Here is an 18,160-nt window from a genome sequence, read left to right on the forward strand (position 1 = left end):
GTATATCATGAAAAAATTCATCCTTGCAGCTTCTGTACTTGTAGCAGTATATTCTTGCAAAAAGGCAGAAGCATCAGCAAAAGAAAATACAACAGAAGCCACTTCTGAAGCACCAAAAACAAACAATAAAATAGTAACGTTAAGCGGAGGGATAACGGAAATCGTATCTGCTTTGGGCCACGAAAAAGAAATCGTAGGAACAGATGTTACCAGTACATATCCTGCATCTTTAAAAGCTACAGCTAAAGATTTAGGACACATGAGATCAATGACCATTGAACCAATCATGGCGGTTTCTCCGACATTAATTTTAGCTTCTGATAAAGATATCAACCCGGAATTAATGGGGAAAATCAAATCTTCAGGAATTAAAACTGAAGTATTCAAACAGGAATATACGGTAGAAGGAACTAAAAAATTAATCGAATCTGTAGCAAAAGCTATCGGAAATACAGATTATCAAAAACTGAATGATAAGATTGATGCTGATCTTAAACAGGTACAGCCCATTGCTAAAAAACCAAAAGTACTGTTCATCTATGCCAGAGGAAATATGCTGATGGTGAGTGGTAAAAATACACCAATGGCTTCATTGATCACTCTTGCAGGCGGAGAAAACGCCGTAACTGATTTTGAAGATTTCAAACCATTGACCCCCGAAGCAGTTGTAAAAGCTAATCCTGATGTACTGTTCTTCTTTGAAACAGGTTTACAGGGAGCAGGAGGAAATGATGGCGCTCTTAAAATGCCAGGCGTTTCCCAAACCAATGCAGGGAAGAATAAGAAGATCATCGCTATGGATGGAGGTTTAGTATCAGGTTTTGGACCGAGACTAGGAGAAGCAGCAGTAGGATTAAACAAACTTTTAATTGAAAACACAAAGTAAACTATACTTTTATCTTATTATGAGTGCAGTACTGCTTGCTATTATAGCGGTACTGTCACTTAATACAGGAGTTTATGATTTCGGAGAAAAATCTCCGTTCATGGTACTCTGGCAATTTGTAAAAGGTGATCCGGCTCTGTCTTTAAGTGATAAATATGTGATTTGGGATGTAAGAGCTGCCAGGATCGTAATGGCAATTTTAATTGGAGGAATGCTTTCCGTTTCGGGAACAAGTCTTCAGGGGCTTTTTAAGAATCCGCTGGCAACAGGTGATTTGATAGGTCTTACCTCGGGGGCAACCCTGCTGGCGGCAATTGCGATTGTTTTAGGAGGACATTTCAAAGAATATCTTCCTGAAGCTGTACAATTTTCACTGGTGGGAATCGCTGCTTTTTTAGGATCCTTTTTATCCATGATGCTGGTATACAGGATTTCAACAAGTGGAGGGAAAACAAATGTAGTAATGATGCTTCTTACCGGAGTAGCTATTACCGCAATCGGTTTTTCAATTACCGGATTTTTAATATACATCTCAAAAGATGAGCAGCTTAGAGATCTTACTTTTTGGAATTTAGGAAGTTTAGCAGCTGCTACATGGACGAAGAATATCATTTTGGCCATTGTTATGATCATTGCCTATATTATTTTATTGCCTAAAGGAAAAGCACTGAATGCGATGATGTTGGGAGAAAAAGATGCCCAGCATTTGGGAATCAATGTGGAAAGGCTTAAAAAGCAGATCATTATCACAGTTGCTTTAATGGTGGGAACCTGTGTAGCATTCGCAGGAACAATTGGTTTTGTAGGTCTTATTGTACCTTATATTTTAAGACTTTTATTCAAATCCAATAATACCTTTATCCTGCCTTTATCAGCGATGTGTGGAAGTATTTTGCTGCTGACGGCAGATACATTCAGCAGAAGTATTGTGGCCCCGTCTGAACTTCCGATCGGAATTCTGACAGCCCTGATGGGAGGTCCTATTTTTATTGCTATCTTGGTTAAATTTAAAAAATCACTGTAATGATTAAGGCACATCAGATTAATTATAAACATAAAGAATTTCGTATTCTGGATGGGGTAGATGTCTCTCTTGAATATGGTGAATTTTTAGCCATTGTAGGTCCGAACGGAGCAGGAAAATCAAGCCTTCTGAGTGTTTTGGCAGATGAAGTAAAAGCAGGAAGACAAAAAGTATTATTTAAGAATAAACTTATTCAGGAGTGGAACGTGAAAGAGCTTTCCAGACATAAAGCAAAATTTTCACAGCACAACAGCAATGATATTCCGCTTGAAGTAAAAGATGTCGTTATGATGGGAAGGTATCCTTATTTTGATGCCCAACCCGGAAAAGAAGATCTTGAAGCCATGAATAATATGATGTATGAAACAGATATTTTTCATCTGAAAGACAGAGATTACAATACCCTGTCAGGAGGAGAGAAGCAACGGGTACATCTGTCAAGAGTAATGGCACAGTTACAGAACGAAATTACCCATAAACTGGTTTTTCTGGATGAACCTTTAAACAATCTGGATATAAAACATCAATATAAGGCATTGGAAATTATCAAAAACTTTACAAAAAAAGCCAACAGTGCCATTGTTGTTTTACATGATCTGAACCTTGCAGCACAATTTGCAGACAAGATTTTATTGATGAAATCAGGAAAAGTTTCCGCTTTTGGAACTCCGCAGGAAGTTTTTACGGCAGAAAACATCAGTGAAGCCTATAATTTTCCCTGTACCATCTGCGGACACCCTATTACAAATAACCCAATGATCATTTTTGGATAACCATGGAAAAAGAAGAACTTAAAATCCTCGCACAGAATCTTGCCAATCCTCAGGGAGAAAAAGGAATCGAGATTGGTGAAATGATGAATGCCACTAACATCAGTATGACGTTAGAAAGTATCAAAACTCTTGTGATAGATGACCATCAGCAAATCCTTGAAATAGGACACGGAAATGCCGGCCACCTGAAAAGTATCATGAGCCTTGCCAAAAACCTCAGATATACAGGGATTGATATTTCTGAAACCATGCACAATGAAGCCAAAAGGCTCAATAAAGAATTTGAAGGTCAGGCCGAATTTGTTTTGTATGAAGGTAAAAAGCTTCCTTTTCAGGACAGGACTTTCGATAAAATATTTACAGTCAATACCGTGTATTTCTGGGAAAATCCGGTGGAATTTTTAAATGAAATCTACAGGGTTTTAAAAGATGACGGAACATTCGTCCTTACTTTCGGACAGAGAGATTTCATGGAAAAACTGCCGTTTACAGAATATGATTTTACATTGTACAACAACAATGAAATGGAAGAACTGATCTCCAAAAGTCATTTTAAAAGAATGAAAACTTCCGAAAAAGAAGAAGAAATTAAAAGTAAAACAGGAAACGAAACAATACAAAGAATTTATACAATTTTAACCATAAAAAAGTAAAGTAATGAGCACATTAGTTAATGATTTAAAGGAAAAATGGGAAGCTCTGAAAGCAGAAAATCCACATATCAGAATAAGAAATGCAGCAGCACAGTTAGAAGTAAGTGAAGCCGAATTACTGGCAACAAGCATTGGAGAAGGAGTTACTGTACTGAACCCGGATTTTCAGGGAATCCTTACAGAAGCTGAGCAATTAGGAAAAGTAATGGCTCTTACCCGTAATGATGAGTGTGTTCATGAAAGAAAAGGAACATATCTGAACGGAGACTTTAGCAGTCCCCATGCACAGCTTTTTGTTGGGGAAGATATCGACCTTAGAATTTTCCTTAATCACTGGAAATTTGCTTTTGCAGTATTAGAAGGAGAGAAGAAAAGTCTTCAGTTTTTTGGGAAAGACGGTTTGGCACTTCATAAAATTTATCTGACTAAAGACAGTAACGAAGGAGCTTTCGATGTGATTGTAGAAAAGTTTAAAGCAGAAGATCAGAATCAGGTATTGGTTTTTGAAGCAGTAGCTCCAAAACAGGCTGAAAAAGCAGATTCAGAAATTGATGTGGAAGGCTTCAAAAAAGCATGGACAGAACTGAAAGATACCCATGACTTCTTCATGATGACAAGAAAATATGGAGTAAGCAGAACGCAGGCATTAAGATTGGCTCCGGAAGGATTTGCTAAGAAAATCGATAATGCTAAAGTAGTAAACATCCTTGAAGATGCTTCTGAAAAAAACACTCCGATTATGGTTTTCGTTGGAAACAGAGGAATTATTCAGATCCACACCGGAAATGTAAAGAAAACACTTTGGCACCAGCAGTGGTTCAACATAATGGATCCGGATTTCAACTTACACCTTGATGTAACGAAAATTGCTGAAGCATGGATCGTTAAAAAACCAACTGAGGACGGAGAAGTAACGGCTATTGAAGTATTCAACAAAGAAGGAGACTTTATTGTTCAGTTCTTTGGAAAAAGGAAACCAGGAATTCCTGAGCTTCAGGAGTGGAAGGACCTTGTAGCAGCATTAGAAAAGTAATAATTAGATGATTTGAATGAGACCGTTTTGTTTGTAAAATTCAAAGCGGTCTTTTTTATTTCGGATTTTGGCTAAGAATAATCAAAAAGGCTTTAACGAGAGATTTACAGGTAGTAAATTCACTGTTGTAGTGTGGAAAGTGCCAAAATATTTGTGTAATTTGTGGTTAAATATAAAATAAAATGAAAAATATTTTCATAGCGATATTGCTTGCCGGTTTCTGTTCATTGAAGGCACAGGATGTTAAGGCATATCAGTTTTATGATAAAAAAGGGAAGGAGGTAAAAATGGAAAAACTGGTGAAAGAACTGGCAGATTATGATGTGGTCTTTTTTGGAGAAAATCATAACAGTTCTATCAATCATTGGCTTCAGCTTAAAATTACAGAAGCGTTGTTTGCAAAAAAGAACGGACAGCTCATTTTAGGAGCAGAAATGTTTGAAAGAGACAATCAGCCACAGTTAAACCAATATCTGAATGGGAAATTTGATGCTAAAACATTCAAAGACTCTGCACGTTTATGGAATAATTATGCAACAGATTACAAGCCTTTGGTAGATTTTGCTAAAAATAAAAAGCTGAATTTTATTGCCACCAATATTCCAAGAAAATATGCTTCTCAAACCGCTAAGGAAGGCCTTGAATCCCTGAATAAATTAAGCGAAAAAGAGAAAACATACATTGCTCAGTTACCTATAGAAGTTACATTAGACACTCCGGGATATCCCGAAATGAAAGCAATGATGGGAGATCATGCCGAAGGAACAAAAGTGATGAATTTTATTTCAGCTCAGGCAACAAAAGATGCTACAATGGCGGAATCTATTCTGAAAAACTTCCAGGCCGGAAAAACCTTTATCCATTACAACGGAAATTATCACAGCAAAGAATTCGGAGGAATCTATTGGTACATCAAACAGAAAAATCCAAATCTGAAAATGGCCGTGATCTCTGTTTTTGAATCAGAAGATCCTGAATTGAAAGTTCCTGCTAAAGACTATATCCCGACAGATTTCAATCTGATTATTCCGGCAGATATGACTAAGACTTTTTAAAAAAATATTCAACAGAAACGGGCTTTGGCCCGTTTGTTTTTTTATAACAAAACTTCAATGGCTTTATCCAAAACTTAAAATTCAGGGATAAATAATTATTTTTATTCTACAATATTTACCTTTGTAAGACATTCAGAAAACATGAAGAAATTACCCATTCTGCTGATCTTTTTTATAGGACTCTTGAACGCCCAGAAACTCACTTCCAATGAGATTTCAATCATTAATCAGGGAGATATAAATGCGGCGTTACCAATCTATCAGACTACGGATGCCAGTCAGCATAAAACATTGCTGAGTATTTCTTCAGAAGCAGATCCTCTTGACCCGAACATAGCTGTTCTCGTAAAAAGAATGAAAGAATCTCTTCTTTCTACAGATGGTGGAGTAGGAATTGCTGCCCCTCAGGTAGGAATCAACAGAAAAATTATCTGGGTACAACGTTTTGATAAAGAAGGAACGCCACTGGAATATTTTATCAATCCGGTGATTGTCTGGCATTCCGATCTGCAGAATCTTGGGCCTGAAGGCGATTTATCGATTCCTGATTTCAGAGACCAATTCTATAGAAGTAAAGTGATTCAGCTGGAATATGTGGATTTGAAAGGACAGAAATATTCAGAAATAGTAGAAGGTTTCACAGCAGTTATTTTTCAGCATGAGATTGACCATCTCTTCGGAATTCTGATCTCTGATAAAAAAGAAAAAGAAAAAAATGATTCTTATAAAAAGGTTGAAGCTTATCAGAAAAGTGATGTAATGAAAGACAGAAGATAAGGATGAGTTATAAATTATGTCAGTGTGCTATAATTTGTTTATCTATATCTCAAAATAAAATCTTCTCCATCTTCATAATTTGCGGGATCAACGTGTGAAATCACCCCAATATCAGATTGTAAAATACTTTTGAGCTGGTCGAAATACATTTTTTCAGTTTCCTTGGTGCCATTTAAGGTCAGGCTCATAATAAGTTTGTCGTCATCAGTAATATCTGCACCTACCATGATTTTGTTGGGATTATCATGATATTTATTCCAGTAAAAAGTCTGGGTGATGGAAGGCATTTCAATGAAGTAACCAATCATTTCATCTTCCGTTTTAAAAATATAATTCCTGTCGTGTCTTGGATAAGTATAATCAAGATTTAACTTTTCGTAGCCGGGAAGAAATGTATTCAATACCAAATTGATTGTCTTTCTTGATTTTTGTCCTGCATACACCTGACAAACAATATCAATAATGATGTCCATTAAACAAAATTACTCAATTTTTAAGAGAATAAATAGCAGAATCAGTCTTTTAAAATATACGCAATCATCTGTGTTCATCTGCGAAGCCTTCGTTTAAAATAAAATAAAAAAGGAGCTGTTTCCGTGAAAACAGCTCCTTTCGTTATAACTATGCTTAAAAAAATTGGATTAATCGTTGTTGGTGACTGAAAGTTTCACCTCCATATTATTTCTGGTCGCATTAGAATAAGGACAGATCTGGTGTGCTTTTTCTGTAAGAGCCTGAGCTTCCTCAATAGAAACTCCAGGGATATTGACATCAAGTTCTGCTGCCAGCCCGAATCCTCCATTTTCAATTTGTCCTATGCTCACCTGAGCTGTTACCGTTGTTTCTCCGGTTTTCAATTTAGATAAACTGATTACTCTGTTCAAAGCGCTGTCGAAACATGCAGAATATCCGGCTGCAAAAAGCATTTCAGGATTGGCAAAATCATCATTGGCTCCTCCCAGATTTTTTGGCATTCTTACTTCAACATCCAACACTCCGTTTTCACTTTTCACATGTCCGTTTCGGCCTCCTTTAGCGGTTACCTGGGTTGTATATAATGTTTTCATTTATTTTTCTATTTTGTTTAATATTTTTAGTACTGTGTCTTTAAGGTGCAGCAGCTCTTCCGGTTGTATTCCCAGTTTTTCCTGAATTTTTCCCGGAATTTCACAAGCCTTTTGCTGAAGCTGTTTTCCAGCTTCGTCTAAAAATACTTCAACCACTCTTTCGTCCTCTTTTTTTCTTTTTCTGCTGATCAATCCTTTAGACTCGAGTCTTTTAAGAAGAGGTGTTAAAGTACCACTGTCCAGATAGAGTTTTTCCCCGATATGTGTTACCGTAAGCCCGTCACCTTCCCATAATATCATCATGACAAGATACTGCGGATACGTAATGTCCAGCTCATCAAGAAAAGGACGGTACAGTCCTGTAATCTCTTTGGCAATGACGTACAGCGGGAAGCAAATCTGGTTTTCTAGTTTGGGTGTTTTCGGATTTTCCATAATATTGAGTACGAAAGATTCGATGAAGGTATTACTTTTTTATGATAAATTCATCCATTGGAATTCTGACTTTTTTCATAGAAGACAGCCAGTCATTAGCTTCATCACGGTATCCAAGATATAAAAGGCTTACACTTTTTAATCCTAATTCTTTTAATCCCAGTACCTCATCTACTACAGCATTGCTGAATCCTTCTGCCGGAGTACTGTCGATTTTAAGTTCTGCAGCCTGTGCCAGGGCAATTCCTAAGGCAATATAAGTCTGGCGTGCAGTGTGTGCAAAATGTTCCTCCGGAGTCTGTGCGCCATACATTTCTTTGATTTTATCTGTATAGCTTCCGAAACGGCCTCTTGGGAGGTCTCTTACATCCGTATGATAATCGTAAACTTTGTCAATTTTTTCATTAGAATAGCTGTCCCATGCTGCAAAGACCAAAACGTGAGAAGAATCTCTCATCACTTCAGGGTTTAAAGCTCCGGCTACCATTTTCTCTTTCAACTCCTGGTTTTCTACGACAATAATTCGGAAGGGTTGTAATCCGGATGAAGTAGGAGCTAGCCTTGCTGATTCTAAAATAGTATTAAGATCTTCCTGTGAAATTTTTTTGTTCGGGTCATAAGCTTTTACAGCATGTCTCCAGTTTAGGTTTTCTATTAATGACATTTTTCTTTTGTTTTAAATTAAATTACTTGCGGTTATTGAACTTCCTTTTTTTATATTGAAGTAAAACAACACTGCAAATATACAAGCAATTAAATTGTGCGCAATTTAATTTTAAAAGATTTTATTGATAACGATTATTGATAAATTGAAATAAACAGAAATAGGCTATTTATTTTTACACTATTTTCCGCAAGATTCGGATTTTTTCAAAGCCTTTGTATTTCAATCTTTGCAAAAGAATTTTAAACTAAAAACAATGCAGAGATTTAAAAATAAAACCGCTTTAATTACGGGGGGAACCAATGGGATGGGTCTGGCTACCGCTCAGAAATTTATTGAAGAAGGAGGTTCAGTCATTATCACAGGAAGAAGTGAAGATACAGTGAATACGGCTTTAGAAAAACTTGGAGAAAAGGCCTTTGGAATCGTATCCAATGCCGGAAATATGAAAGATCTGATGAACCTTCAGCAGGAAGTCAGAAAATATACAGAACATATTGATCTGGTCTTTGCCAATGCCGGATACGGAAGATTTGCTCCCGTAGAATATGTGGATGAAAATCAGTTTGACGAACTTTTTAATCTATTGGTAAAAGGACCATTTTTCACAGTACAGCAAATATTGCCATTGATGAATAGCGGAAGTTCTGTTATTTTCAATACTTCAGTGGCAACGGATATTGCGATGCATAATTTTTCCGTGTACTCTGCGGCCAAATCAGCAGTGCAGTCTTTCATCAAAACATTTGCGGTAGAGCTTACAGAAAAAGGTATCCGAGTCAACGGAGTGAGTCCCGGGCATATTAAAACTAATATTTTTAATAATACAGGCTTAACCGGAGAACAGATTGAAAGTGCCATTGAGGATATTATTCCTACGATACCTTTTAAAAGACAGGGGGAACCGTCAGAAATAGCCAGCGTAGTTCTGTTTCTTGCTTCAGAGGAAGCTTCATATATCCATGGCGCTGAGATAAAAGTGGATGCCGGGATTTCTGTGATCAGATAACGGAAGACTATGTCAGAGATTAAAAGGATTATTTGACCTCTTTAATTTCTTTGATGATATTCGTCTTATTTTCAATACCAATATTATAGGTCTTATTTTTCTTAAAGCTTTGTGTTGCCTTTTCAATAAGAGTTTTGTATTCCGGTGATTTTTTTGAAATATAAAAAACCTGCGCACTGATTCCGATGGCAACGCGTACCACTTCATTCGGTTTATCCGGATCTTCGGTGATATCTGTAATAGTGGAATTATTATACCAGGTTAAATTCTGTGAACTGGAATTTCCGGAACAGGATGTAATCATAATAAAAAGTAATAGTAAATAGGACCAGGCTTTCATAGCAAAAATATTAGGTAAAAAGCTCCTGCAATGTATTAAAATAAATGCAGGAGCTTTATATAAATTAGTTAAAATCCGCAACTTGCAACACTTGGTGCAGGGGAAGGAGAACATCCTGAAAGGGATGAGAAGATATTCAATACACAATTGGTATTTACATAGTTGTTATCATACAGTAAAGATCCAGACGGACTTCTGTAGTATACATTTCCTGCGGTATTGGCAAAAGAAGATACGGAAGCAGATCCGCAGCTTGTGTTGGTACATGCAGCTCTCCATGCAGCATCAGTTACTGGTCCGCTGGAGAATAATGATGGATCAATGATTCTTTTCTCAACAATTCCGGAAGCATTTTTGAAGCTTACCAATATCGCTACGTGGTATACCCATGATACACAGCATGTCCCTGTAGAAGCTCTCAGGTTACCGTACACGAATTGTTTTTCGCAATCGTATCCTGCATTCAATAAAATTTGTCTCATTTTGTGGGCTCTTGCATAGCATCCGTCAACAGGGTATCTGAATGTGATACACGGAGAAGAAGCTGTAGAAGTTCCACAAGCCTGATTTTTAATCTGAGTAAATAAGCTGTTCAGCGTTGCAAGGTTAGGAATAACACTCACTGCTTTTTTACTGTCTCCTCTTTCTTCCTTGTTAAATACAGATTTAAAATAACGGATGTCCTCATCTGTTACTTTGTCTACCTTTGCGATTTCACTGGTATTGGTTTTAAGAAAAACATGAACAGGAGTTTCGTTCTCAACAGCCTGTTTGATCATGGAAATATAACCTGCATTTTCTTTACTGTCCTTAATGTAGTAGGGTTGGGCAGTAACCATAAATGAGATTTTAAATTTCCCATCTTCTTTATCAATCCCTACCGGAACAGTTTTACCGAAATCTTTCATGGCAATTTCGTTTGACTCTTTGGCAACAAGATTTGGGTCCTGATTGGCATTGGCATCTGAACAGGAATTGAATGACAGCATCGTCACGAATACCATCATGGATAACAGAAATTTTTTCATAGTTTTTATATTTTGGTGGTTTGAATTTTAATGAACTTTAATGTATAATAGTTCACTATTTTGTGATATTAAAAGTAATAAAATTTGAAATATATGCAAGGTTTTTTTTCAAAAAAATAAATTATTCTTTCGATTTATTGATTTTATGATAGTGAAAAAGGCGAAAAACTAATGATTATGGTGGTAAGTGAGAAAAATAGTTTTTTTTGATTAAGTCTTGATTCCTGCGGAATGATAAACTGTGGATAAAAACCTCGATTCCAATTGTGTCATTCCGTAGGAATCTAAATGTTCTGATGGTTATGATATTACTTGAACTAAAAACCCAGTTTCAACTGTTGAAACTGGGTTTATCATTATATCTTAAGCTGTCTTGACTATTTATAGAGCAATTCTGCCTGAAAAACGTCTGCAAAATGCTTTCTGATCTTTGCTTTCAGTTCTTCCATTTCTTCCGGTGCAAGTTCTCTTTCAAGTTCTCTTTTCAGAGAAGTTACCTGCTTATCTTTGATCCCACAAGGAATAATGTATTCAAAATAACGCATATCTGTATTTACATTCAATGCAAAACCATGAAGAGTTACCCAACGGGAAGCTTTCACTCCCATAGCACACATCTTTCTTGCGTAAGGTTTTCCTACATCCAGCCATACTCCCGTTTCTCCCGGAGAACGTTCTCCTTTAATGCCATATTCGGCAATGGTTCTGATGATTACTTCTTCCAGATTTCTCATATATAAATGAATGTCTGTAAAAAAGTTCTCAAGATCCAGAATAGGATAACCTACCACCTGCCCGTAACCATGATACGTAATATCTCCGCCACGGTTTACCTTTACGAAAGTAGCATCAATCTCTTTCAGTTTATCAATGCCGGCAAGCATATTTTCTTCATGTCCGCTTTTTCCCAAAGTATATACATGAGGATGCTCTACAAAAAGAAGGTGGTTGGGAGTAGTAATATGCTGTTCTGCAGGAAGATCTCTGTTTTTTATCTTGGTATCAATGATGTTTTTCATCAGCAGTTCCTGATAATCCCAGGCTGGCTGATATTCTTTGACCCCTAAATCTTCAAATTCTACTGATTTATTTTGATTTGTATTCATTTCAATTTTTGATATACAAATTTAGTGAATTTTAGTCTTTGATGGAATGGATAAAATCTATAGCACTTTTCTTCCAGTCTTTATCCTGAAGCAAAATATTCACAAAGGCTGTTCCTATGATACCACCATCCGCTTTTTCCGTTACATTTTCAAAATCCTCTTTCGATTTAATCCCGAATCCGATCATGACGGGATTTTTAAGCGGGAGGGAAGCTACCCTGGAAAGGTAGTACTCATTTTTTAAAACAGCATTTTCATTTCCGGTGGTGGAGGAAGAACTTACTGCATACAGAAAACCTGAACTTAAAGAATCAAGATACATCATCCTTTCATCAGACGTTTCCGGAGTGACCAGAAAGGTAAAATTAAGATTGTACTGTTTTAAAACAGACTGATAATTTTTCTCAAACTCAATAGGAGGAAGGTCAGGAAGAATCAACCCTGAAACACCACTTTCGGAGCATGCTGCACAAAACTTTTCAAATCCGAAACTTAATACCGGATTGATGTATCCCATCAGAATAATCGGAATTTTGATTTCGTTTTTGATTGCTTTTAATTGAGACAACAGTTTTTCAATCGTCATTCCGTTTTGTAAAGCCAGCTCATGAGCCTTCTGAATCACCGGTCCGTCTGCCACAGGATCAGAATAAGGCATTCCGATTTCAATCATATCTGCTCCGGAATCCTGAATCAGTTTTATAATATCAGCGGTATCTTCCAATTGTGGAATTCCTGCTGTGAAGTATATATTTAGTTTTTTCATTTCTTTCTTTTTTGTATTGATGTATTCATATAAAATGTATTTATGATCAGGTTTTGTCTGTTAAAATCATTTTAAATGAAAACTTTTTACATTTTACAGATTTTTCAAATACGTTTCCATATCCTTATCTCCACGGCCGCTCAGACAAATAACGACAACATCATTTGCATTAAATTTCTTTTTGTCCAAAACTGCCAGAGCATGAGAACTTTCCAATGCGGGAATAATTCCTTCCAGTCTGGTTAGTTCAAAAGCGCATTTTAAAGCTTCATCATCATTAATACTGAAAAACTCTGCTCTTTTTTCTTTAAATAAATGAGCATGAAAAGGCCCGATTCCCGGATAATCCAGTCCTGCAGAGATAGAATGAGGTTCTATGACCTGTCCGTCCTCTGTTTGCATCACAAGGCTTTTACTTCCGTGAAGAACTCCAAGCGTTCCTAAAAATGTTGTAGCGGCAGATTTTCCGGAACTTACTCCCAATCCACCGGCTTCTGCAGCGATGATTTTTACCTCCTTTTCTTCAACAAAATGATAGAAAGTTCCTGCCGCATTACTTCCGCCACCTACACAGGCAATCACATAATCTGGATTTTCTCTACCGATTTTTTTCTTAAGCTGTTCTTTGATTTCTTTTGAAATAATACTCTGAAACCTCGCTACAAGATCAGGGAAAGGGTGAGGGCCTACCACGCTTCCAATCACATAATGAGTTGTCTGAGGATTGTTGATCCAGTCTCTTAATGCTTCATTCACTGCATCTTTAAGGGTTTTTGATCCTGAAGTGGCTGGCACAACTTCAGCACCCAACATTTTCATTCTTGCCACATTCGGGGCTTGTCTCTGGATGTCAATTTCACCCATATAAACGATGCATTTCAGACCAAGCAAAGCACAGGCTGTAGCAGTGGCAACACCATGTTGTCCGGCTCCGGTTTCAGCAATAATTCTTGTTTTTCCAAGGCGTTTTGCCAATAAAACCTGCCCCAGAGCATTATTGATCTTATGCGCTCCGGTATGGTTGAGGTCTTCCCGTTTTAAATAAATCTGAGTCTGGTATTTCTGACTTAGGTTTTTAGCAAAATATAATGGAGTAGCCCTTCCAACATAGTTTTTAAGCAAATCCTGATATTCAGCCTGAAAATCTTCAGATTCTATAATTTCAAGATAGCTTTTTTGTAATTCTTCTACATTAGGATAGAGCATTTCGGGGATAAAAGCTCCTCCAAACTCTCCGTAATATCCGTTTTCATCGGGGTTTTTATAATTCATTTTTTTATTCTTTAGTAATTAAATAAGCATTATTTTTTGAGCTAAGCTGATTGAGCAGTTCTTTTCTTTCGTTTGACGTATTAAAAATCAAAATATCATCATCTTCAGAGTTAATCCATTCCGATCCGACACTTTCTTTGATCATTTTGGCTTTGTCATGAAGAATTTCAATTGAACATTTTTCATAAAAAGGACGGAGATCCGAGTGGCAGAAACCAATAGTATCCAAATTTCTCTGAATGACATTTTCCTTGTAATGTCGAACTAAAGCTGCTCCATACCCTTTCTTTTTGTGGGCAGAAACAAGACCTACAGCTTCTGCAAAGGGGTAATTTACATCTGCTATTTTTAAGGTGAAATCAAAATTTACCCGAATGACCGCCAGTATATTTTGATCAGTATCCACCAGGAAATGAAATTCCGAATCTTTGAAAAAATTCCTGAAATAGGAAGATTTCATAGTGTTCCAGGCGGAAATATCCCAAAGTAGCAAGATATGTTCTATCTCGTTTTCCGTTAAATCCTTAGTTTCTTTTATCTGATATTTCATGGGTTCAAACTATTAATAAATGTAAGGTGATGATCGTGTTGTTGTTTGGTAATCAGTTTTTTATAATATAATAATTCTATTTTATGCATTAAATCAATTAAAGTTGCTTTATCTATTTTGGATTGGTACATGGTAATGGCAATTTCCAGATTGTCAATCAGATAATAAGAATCAGCATCTTCATACAGTAGAAATATTTTAGCGTAAATCAATCCTAAGTCATATTTTATGAATGATTTTACATGATTTTCCAAAAACTTATCAGAAATAATAACCAGATAATAGCTGTTCCACAAGCTGATTCTTTCAAAAAAATACTGGATATCGGTTTCCTGAAAATCTTTAATAATTTCAATGAACTCAGATAATAATCCACCAACTTCCCAATGTTCAATATTGCTGTCATTCTGGGCTACAAAATGGTACAGTGCCTGTATCTTTTCGTTCCCGAATTTAGGAGGAAATAAGGTTTTATAAAATGTTTTTTTTAGCAAATGTATGTTCATCATTGTGTTTTTTTAGTGGTTATATCTTTTACAGATACAGGTTTTTAAACTTTTTTATGCGTTCAATATCTTTATTTCCGGGTTCCGTTTCAAATTTTGAATTGATATCTAAAGCAAAAGGTTTCTGTTTCAATGTTTCAATATTTCCAATGTTTTCTTCTGAAATTCCACCACTTAAAAAATAGGGTAGAGGGATAGTAAAATCATTCAAAATATTCCAGTCAAACTGTTTTCCCGTTCCGCCAAATGCTTTCCCATCGGTATCAAACAAGTAATAGGCGATAGGTGACAGATTGCAGGTTCCAGGTTGCTGGCTGAAAGTCTGTTGTATTTTATTTTTGGTTTCCGAATCATTGCTTCCTACTCTTATCACTTTAATGATTTTCACTTCGGGATCCAGTTCTTGCCTTAATTCAGCAATGAAACGATCACTTTCATCACCGTGAAGCTGAACAAAATTCAATCCTGCTTTTTGAACAATCTGTAGAATATCGTCTGCTTCTTCATTCACAAAAACACCTGTTTTCCCATGATGATTGATAGAAGAGATCTCTTCCAGGCTCAAATGATTCAAAACATATCTTGGTGATTTTTCATAGAAGATAAAGCCAAGGAAATCTACATTCATCGCCATCAGCTCTTGCATCTGGTTTAATTGCGTTAAACCACATACTTTGAGTTTAGGAGTGTTGGAAGGCTGCTGGTTCATGATCAGGGATGGTTTGTATATTAAATTTGTACTGAAAAATCTTTAAATGCCTGAGCCGGATTTGTATTTTTCATAAAATATTCTCCCATCAGGAAGCCATCAAATCCTTTTTCTTTTAAAAATTGAAAATCTTTAATGTTGTAAATGCCACTTTCCGCTACAGATAAAAGGTCTTTTGGAAGCAGGTTTTTCAGCTGGACAGAATGTTGAAGATCCACTTTGAAATCCTTAAGGTTTCTGTTGTTGATCCCCACAAGATCAATCTTTGAATTAAAATGTTTCAGTTCATCTTCGGTATGAATTTCCAGTAAAACTTCCATTTCCAGTTCATGGGCAAGTGCCGTGAATTCCTCTACCTGAGCAGGTGAAAGGCAGGACGCGATCAGTAAAATAACATCAGCTCCAATACTTTTAGCTTCATAAAACTGATATTCATCAATCATGAAATCTTTTCGCAGAATCGGGATTTTAATATCATTTCTTACACTTAAAATATCATTCAAATTTCCTCCAAAAAAATCATGATCGGTCAGCATAGAAATTCCGCTGGCTCCAAAACTTTCGTAAGCTGAAACCACTTCTAAAGGCTCCACACTATTGTTGATAATTCCTTTTGAAGGGGATTGTCTTTTAAATTCAGCGATAATCCCGTTTTTATTTTTGATAGATTCTTTCAGAGAATAGGTTTTTCTTCCAAAAAAATCTGTGTTTTTTAATTGGTCAAGAGATATACGTGATTTTGCTCCGGCAATCTCCAGTTTTTTTTGTTCAATAATTTTATCCAGTATAGTCATTTTTGTGTTTAGAATTTAGTCAATGGTGAATTTTGCTTTGCTAATAATTGATAAATTTTAATTAATCAAGAGATTAAAACTGTTCAATGCTTTTCCGCTTTGCAGACTTTCCTGAGCTAAAAGAAGACAATCATCATATGTTCCGAATTTATGAGTGTTGTACAGCGCTACTGAAGCATTGGCAAGAATCACAGAATTTTGTTGTTCCGTACCTTTTCCTTCCAGAATATTCATAAATATTTTTGCTGTTTCCTGAACGGAGCTTCCCGCCTTAATATCTTCCAGCATTACCGGATTGAAGCCCAAATCTTCTGCAGAATAAATTTCTTCCCCGTTTTTTGTAATGATTTTACTGTCGTCTGTAAGACTTATTTCATCATATCCGTCAAGGCCATGTACAAGGATAAATTCACGATCTTCTTTTTGAAGGAGATATTGGTAAATTCTTGCAATTTCCAGGTTGTACACTCCAATCATTGAATATTTTGGTTTTGCAGGATTAACTAATGGCCCTAAAAGATTAAAAAATGTTCTTAATCCCAAAGATTTTCTCAATAACCCAACGGATTGCAGAGCAGGATGAAAATAAGGGGCATGTAAAAAGCATATGTTAGCTCTTTCAAGGTCCTCATTCAATTGCTCCGAACTGTTTTTGAATTCATATCCCAACTCTTCCAGTACGTTGGATGAACCTGTGGTTGTAGAAGCACCATAATTTCCATGTTTGGTTACCTTCTGTCCGGCTCCGGCCACTACAAAGCTGGCCAATGTTGATATATTGATGGTATCTTTTCCATCACCTCCGGTTCCCACAATGTCAATAGCATCACTTGCATCTATATTTACAGGAACAGCCATCTGAAGCAGAGCCTCTCTGAATCCTTCCACTTCCTTCAGGGTAATATTTCTCATCAGGAAAACACTGATAAAAGCGGTAACTTCTGCAGCATTAAACTTATTCTGTGCAATCTCAATCATGGTAGCCTTAGCTTCCGATTTTGAAAGTGTATTATGGTTAAACAGATATTGCAGTATTTCTTTCATTTGTGGCGTTTTTATTGTTGTTGATGGGATTTCTGATGTTTTCACGATAAAAGAAAGTTTTTAATGATTACTTCACCTTCGGGGGTTAAAATACTCTCAGGGTGAAACTGTACTCCGTGTACATCATAGGTTCTGTGTTGTAAAGCCATGATCATTCCGTCTTTGTCTATGGCGGTGATCTCCAGTTCTTCGGGGAAACCTTCAGGATTTACTGCCCAGCTGTGGTATCTGCCCACTTCCAGTCCTGAATTTAAGTCTTTGAAAAGTTTTGTATTTTCTTTTACCAGCTCAGTAGTCGTTGCTACTCCGTGGAAGATTTCGGTCAGGTTGATAAGATTTCCTCCGAAAGCTTCAGCAATAGCCTGCTGTCCGAGACATACTCCCAGAATGCTTTTCGTAGGGGCATATTCCTTAATAAGGTCTAACAAAATACCTGCTTCTTCAGGAATTCCAGGTCCTGGAGAGAGAATAATTTTGTCATACTTTCCAATTTCTTCCAGAGTAATTTCATCATTTCTTACCACATCCACTCTTTGATTCAGAATTCTTTCGATAATCTGTACCAGGTTATAAGTAAAACTGTCGTAATTGTCGAAAACGAGAACTTTTAAAGGTGGTTGCTGAGTGTTTATATTGTTGTTCATTTCTTTTTTGTTAGGTTGTTTTTTT

At 36.5% G+C, this 18,160-nt stretch carries 23 protein-coding genes; 8 read left to right on the forward strand and 15 right to left on the reverse strand.

Annotated elements, in window-relative coordinates; genetic code table 11:
• The first annotated feature begins 7 nt into the window (after nt 1-7).
• The 7 genes from FW780_RS16685 (at nt 8) to FW780_RS16715 (ending at nt 6,201) form a co-directional block, all read left to right on the forward strand.
• A complete protein-coding gene (locus FW780_RS16685) occupies nt 8-886 on the forward strand; it encodes a heme/hemin ABC transporter substrate-binding protein (RefSeq protein ID WP_149834804.1) in 879 nt (292 codons plus the stop codon).
• Nucleotides 870-1,910, forward strand: a complete 1,041-nt coding sequence (locus FW780_RS16690) for a FecCD family ABC transporter permease (RefSeq protein WP_149834805.1) — start codon at nt 870-872, stop codon at nt 1,908-1,910. Before FW780_RS16685 ends, FW780_RS16690 begins: the two co-directional genes overlap by 17 nt.
• Nucleotides 1,910-2,683 (forward strand): heme ABC transporter ATP-binding protein, encoded by a 774-nt coding sequence (locus tag FW780_RS16695; RefSeq protein ID WP_149834806.1) that lies wholly within the window; start codon nt 1,910-1,912, stop codon nt 2,681-2,683. The genes FW780_RS16690 and FW780_RS16695 overlap by 1 nt, the downstream gene beginning before the upstream one ends.
• Nucleotides 2,684-2,685: 2 nt before the next feature.
• A complete protein-coding gene (locus tag FW780_RS16700; RefSeq protein ID WP_149834807.1) occupies nt 2,686-3,336 on the forward strand; it encodes a class I SAM-dependent methyltransferase in 651 nt (216 codons plus the stop codon).
• 4 nt (nt 3,337-3,340) lie between these two features.
• On the forward strand, nt 3,341-4,369 hold the full coding sequence (locus tag FW780_RS16705) for a hemin-degrading factor (protein WP_149834808.1): 1,029 nt from the start codon (nt 3,341-3,343) through the stop codon (nt 4,367-4,369).
• A gap of 182 nt (nt 4,370-4,551) precedes the next feature.
• Complete coding sequence (locus tag FW780_RS16710) at nt 4,552-5,424, forward strand: ChaN family lipoprotein (protein ID WP_149834809.1); 873 nt, start codon at nt 4,552-4,554, stop codon at nt 5,422-5,424.
• A 141-nt stretch (nt 5,425-5,565) separates the two neighbouring features.
• On the forward strand, nt 5,566-6,201 hold the full coding sequence (locus FW780_RS16715) for a peptide deformylase (protein ID WP_149834810.1): 636 nt from the start codon (nt 5,566-5,568) through the stop codon (nt 6,199-6,201).
• A 38-nt stretch (nt 6,202-6,239) separates the two neighbouring features.
• Here FW780_RS16715 and FW780_RS16720 read toward each other — a convergent pair whose 3' ends face one another.
• From FW780_RS16720 to FW780_RS16735, 4 genes are all read right to left on the reverse strand, one after another.
• The gene (locus FW780_RS16720) at nt 6,240-6,674 is read right to left on the reverse strand and encodes a hypothetical protein (protein ID WP_149834811.1); all 435 of its coding nucleotides are present in this window, start codon (nt 6,672-6,674) and stop codon (nt 6,240-6,242) included.
• Nucleotides 6,675-6,842: 168 nt separating this feature from the next.
• Nucleotides 6,843-7,268: an organic hydroperoxide resistance protein gene (locus FW780_RS16725; RefSeq protein WP_149834812.1), complete on the reverse strand. Its 426-nt coding sequence runs from the start codon at nt 7,266-7,268 to the stop codon at nt 6,843-6,845.
• Nucleotides 7,269-7,703, reverse strand: a complete 435-nt coding sequence (locus FW780_RS16730) for a MarR family winged helix-turn-helix transcriptional regulator (protein WP_149834813.1) — start codon at nt 7,701-7,703, stop codon at nt 7,269-7,271.
• A gap of 31 nt (nt 7,704-7,734) precedes the next feature.
• A complete protein-coding gene (locus FW780_RS16735; protein ID WP_047376899.1) occupies nt 7,735-8,367 on the reverse strand; it encodes an NAD(P)H-dependent oxidoreductase in 633 nt (210 codons plus the stop codon).
• Between the two features lie 256 nt (nt 8,368-8,623).
• Between FW780_RS16735 and FW780_RS16740 the strand changes: the two genes are divergently transcribed.
• Nucleotides 8,624-9,376 (forward strand): SDR family oxidoreductase, encoded by a 753-nt coding sequence (locus tag FW780_RS16740; protein WP_149834814.1) that lies wholly within the window; start codon nt 8,624-8,626, stop codon nt 9,374-9,376.
• 28 nt (nt 9,377-9,404) lie between these two features.
• On the opposite strand, the gene FW780_RS16745 is transcribed toward FW780_RS16740, so the two are convergent.
• The 11 genes from FW780_RS16745 to FW780_RS16795 all read right to left on the reverse strand — a co-directional run bounded on the left by FW780_RS16745 (nt 9,405) and on the right by FW780_RS16795 (nt 18,135).
• Entirely contained in the window at nt 9,405-9,716 is a 312-nt protein-coding gene (locus FW780_RS16745) for a hypothetical protein (RefSeq protein WP_149834815.1), read from the reverse strand.
• Between the two features lie 68 nt (nt 9,717-9,784).
• A complete protein-coding gene (locus FW780_RS16750) occupies nt 9,785-10,744 on the reverse strand; it encodes a protein-glutamine glutaminase (protein WP_149834816.1) in 960 nt (319 codons plus the stop codon).
• 377 nt (nt 10,745-11,121) lie between these two features.
• Nucleotides 11,122-11,850: a lipoyl(octanoyl) transferase LipB gene (lipB, locus tag FW780_RS16755; RefSeq protein WP_149834817.1), complete on the reverse strand. Its 729-nt coding sequence runs from the start codon at nt 11,848-11,850 to the stop codon at nt 11,122-11,124.
• A gap of 31 nt (nt 11,851-11,881) precedes the next feature.
• A complete protein-coding gene (trpA, locus tag FW780_RS16760; protein WP_206669037.1) occupies nt 11,882-12,616 on the reverse strand; it encodes a tryptophan synthase subunit alpha in 735 nt (244 codons plus the stop codon).
• A 93-nt stretch (nt 12,617-12,709) separates the two neighbouring features.
• Nucleotides 12,710-13,888 carry a tryptophan synthase subunit beta gene (gene trpB / locus FW780_RS16765; protein WP_149834819.1) on the reverse strand — a complete coding sequence of 393 codons (1,179 nt, stop codon included), beginning with the start codon at nt 13,886-13,888 and terminating at the stop codon, nt 12,710-12,712.
• 4 nt (nt 13,889-13,892) lie between these two features.
• Entirely contained in the window at nt 13,893-14,438 is a 546-nt protein-coding gene (locus tag FW780_RS16770) for a GNAT family N-acetyltransferase (RefSeq protein ID WP_149834820.1), read from the reverse strand.
• The gene (locus tag FW780_RS16775) at nt 14,435-14,947 is read right to left on the reverse strand and encodes a hypothetical protein (protein ID WP_149834821.1); all 513 of its coding nucleotides are present in this window, start codon (nt 14,945-14,947) and stop codon (nt 14,435-14,437) included. Before FW780_RS16775 ends, FW780_RS16770 begins: the two co-directional genes overlap by 4 nt.
• Before the next feature lie 25 nt (nt 14,948-14,972).
• The gene (locus FW780_RS16780) at nt 14,973-15,653 is read right to left on the reverse strand and encodes a phosphoribosylanthranilate isomerase (RefSeq protein WP_149834822.1); all 681 of its coding nucleotides are present in this window, start codon (nt 15,651-15,653) and stop codon (nt 14,973-14,975) included.
• Between the two features lie 20 nt (nt 15,654-15,673).
• Nucleotides 15,674-16,447 (reverse strand): indole-3-glycerol phosphate synthase TrpC, encoded by a 774-nt coding sequence (gene trpC / locus FW780_RS16785; protein WP_149834823.1) that lies wholly within the window; start codon nt 16,445-16,447, stop codon nt 15,674-15,676.
• Between the two features lie 57 nt (nt 16,448-16,504).
• Nucleotides 16,505-17,491: an anthranilate phosphoribosyltransferase gene (trpD, locus tag FW780_RS16790; protein ID WP_149834824.1), complete on the reverse strand. Its 987-nt coding sequence runs from the start codon at nt 17,489-17,491 to the stop codon at nt 16,505-16,507.
• Nucleotides 17,492-17,532: 41 nt separating this feature from the next.
• The gene (locus FW780_RS16795) at nt 17,533-18,135 is read right to left on the reverse strand and encodes an anthranilate synthase component II (protein WP_149834825.1); all 603 of its coding nucleotides are present in this window, start codon (nt 18,133-18,135) and stop codon (nt 17,533-17,535) included.
• Nucleotides 18,136-18,160 lie beyond the last annotated feature (25 nt).

It is taken from the genome of Chryseobacterium sediminis (assembly GCF_008386505.1).
GTDB lineage: Bacteria > Bacteroidota > Bacteroidia > Flavobacteriales > Weeksellaceae > Chryseobacterium > Chryseobacterium sediminis.

Excerpts from the sequence above, each read along its gene's own strand:
- FW780_RS16685 (WP_149834804.1), top strand. The coding sequence starts at position 8 with ATGAAAAAATTCATCCTTGCAGCTTCTGTACTTGTAGCAGTATATTCT.
- FW780_RS16695 (WP_149834806.1), top strand. The coding sequence starts at position 1,910 with ATGATTAAGGCACATCAGATTAATTATAAACATAAAGAATTTCGTATT.
- FW780_RS16700 (WP_149834807.1), top strand. The coding sequence starts at position 2,686 with ATGGAAAAAGAAGAACTTAAAATCCTCGCACAGAATCTTGCCAATCCT.
- FW780_RS16705 (WP_149834808.1), top strand. The coding sequence starts at position 3,341 with ATGAGCACATTAGTTAATGATTTAAAGGAAAAATGGGAAGCTCTGAAA.
- FW780_RS16710 (WP_149834809.1), top strand. The coding sequence starts at position 4,552 with ATGAAAAATATTTTCATAGCGATATTGCTTGCCGGTTTCTGTTCATTG.
- FW780_RS16715 (WP_149834810.1), top strand. The coding sequence starts at position 5,566 with ATGAAGAAATTACCCATTCTGCTGATCTTTTTTATAGGACTCTTGAAC.
- FW780_RS16720 (WP_149834811.1), bottom strand. The coding sequence starts at position 6,674 with ATGGACATCATTATTGATATTGTTTGTCAGGTGTATGCAGGACAAAAA.
- FW780_RS16725 (WP_149834812.1), bottom strand. The coding sequence starts at position 7,268 with ATGAAAACATTATATACAACCCAGGTAACCGCTAAAGGAGGCCGAAAC.
- FW780_RS16730 (WP_149834813.1), bottom strand. The coding sequence starts at position 7,703 with ATGGAAAATCCGAAAACACCCAAACTAGAAAACCAGATTTGCTTCCCG.
- FW780_RS16735 (WP_047376899.1), bottom strand. The coding sequence starts at position 8,367 with ATGTCATTAATAGAAAACCTAAACTGGAGACATGCTGTAAAAGCTTAT.
- FW780_RS16740 (WP_149834814.1), top strand. The coding sequence starts at position 8,624 with ATGCAGAGATTTAAAAATAAAACCGCTTTAATTACGGGGGGAACCAAT.
- FW780_RS16745 (WP_149834815.1), bottom strand. The coding sequence starts at position 9,716 with ATGAAAGCCTGGTCCTATTTACTATTACTTTTTATTATGATTACATCC.
- FW780_RS16750 (WP_149834816.1), bottom strand. The coding sequence starts at position 10,744 with ATGAAAAAATTTCTGTTATCCATGATGGTATTCGTGACGATGCTGTCA.
- lipB (WP_149834817.1), bottom strand. The coding sequence starts at position 11,850 with ATGAATACAAATCAAAATAAATCAGTAGAATTTGAAGATTTAGGGGTC.
- trpA (WP_206669037.1), bottom strand. The coding sequence starts at position 12,616 with ATGAAAAAACTAAATATATACTTCACAGCAGGAATTCCACAATTGGAA.
- trpB (WP_149834819.1), bottom strand. The coding sequence starts at position 13,888 with ATGAATTATAAAAACCCCGATGAAAACGGATATTACGGAGAGTTTGGA.
- FW780_RS16770 (WP_149834820.1), bottom strand. The coding sequence starts at position 14,438 with ATGAAATATCAGATAAAAGAAACTAAGGATTTAACGGAAAACGAGATA.
- FW780_RS16775 (WP_149834821.1), bottom strand. The coding sequence starts at position 14,947 with ATGATGAACATACATTTGCTAAAAAAAACATTTTATAAAACCTTATTT.
- FW780_RS16780 (WP_149834822.1), bottom strand. The coding sequence starts at position 15,653 with ATGAACCAGCAGCCTTCCAACACTCCTAAACTCAAAGTATGTGGTTTA.
- trpC (WP_149834823.1), bottom strand. The coding sequence starts at position 16,447 with ATGACTATACTGGATAAAATTATTGAACAAAAAAAACTGGAGATTGCC.
- trpD (WP_149834824.1), bottom strand. The coding sequence starts at position 17,491 with ATGAAAGAAATACTGCAATATCTGTTTAACCATAATACACTTTCAAAA.
- FW780_RS16795 (WP_149834825.1), bottom strand. The coding sequence starts at position 18,135 with ATGAACAACAATATAAACACTCAGCAACCACCTTTAAAAGTTCTCGTT.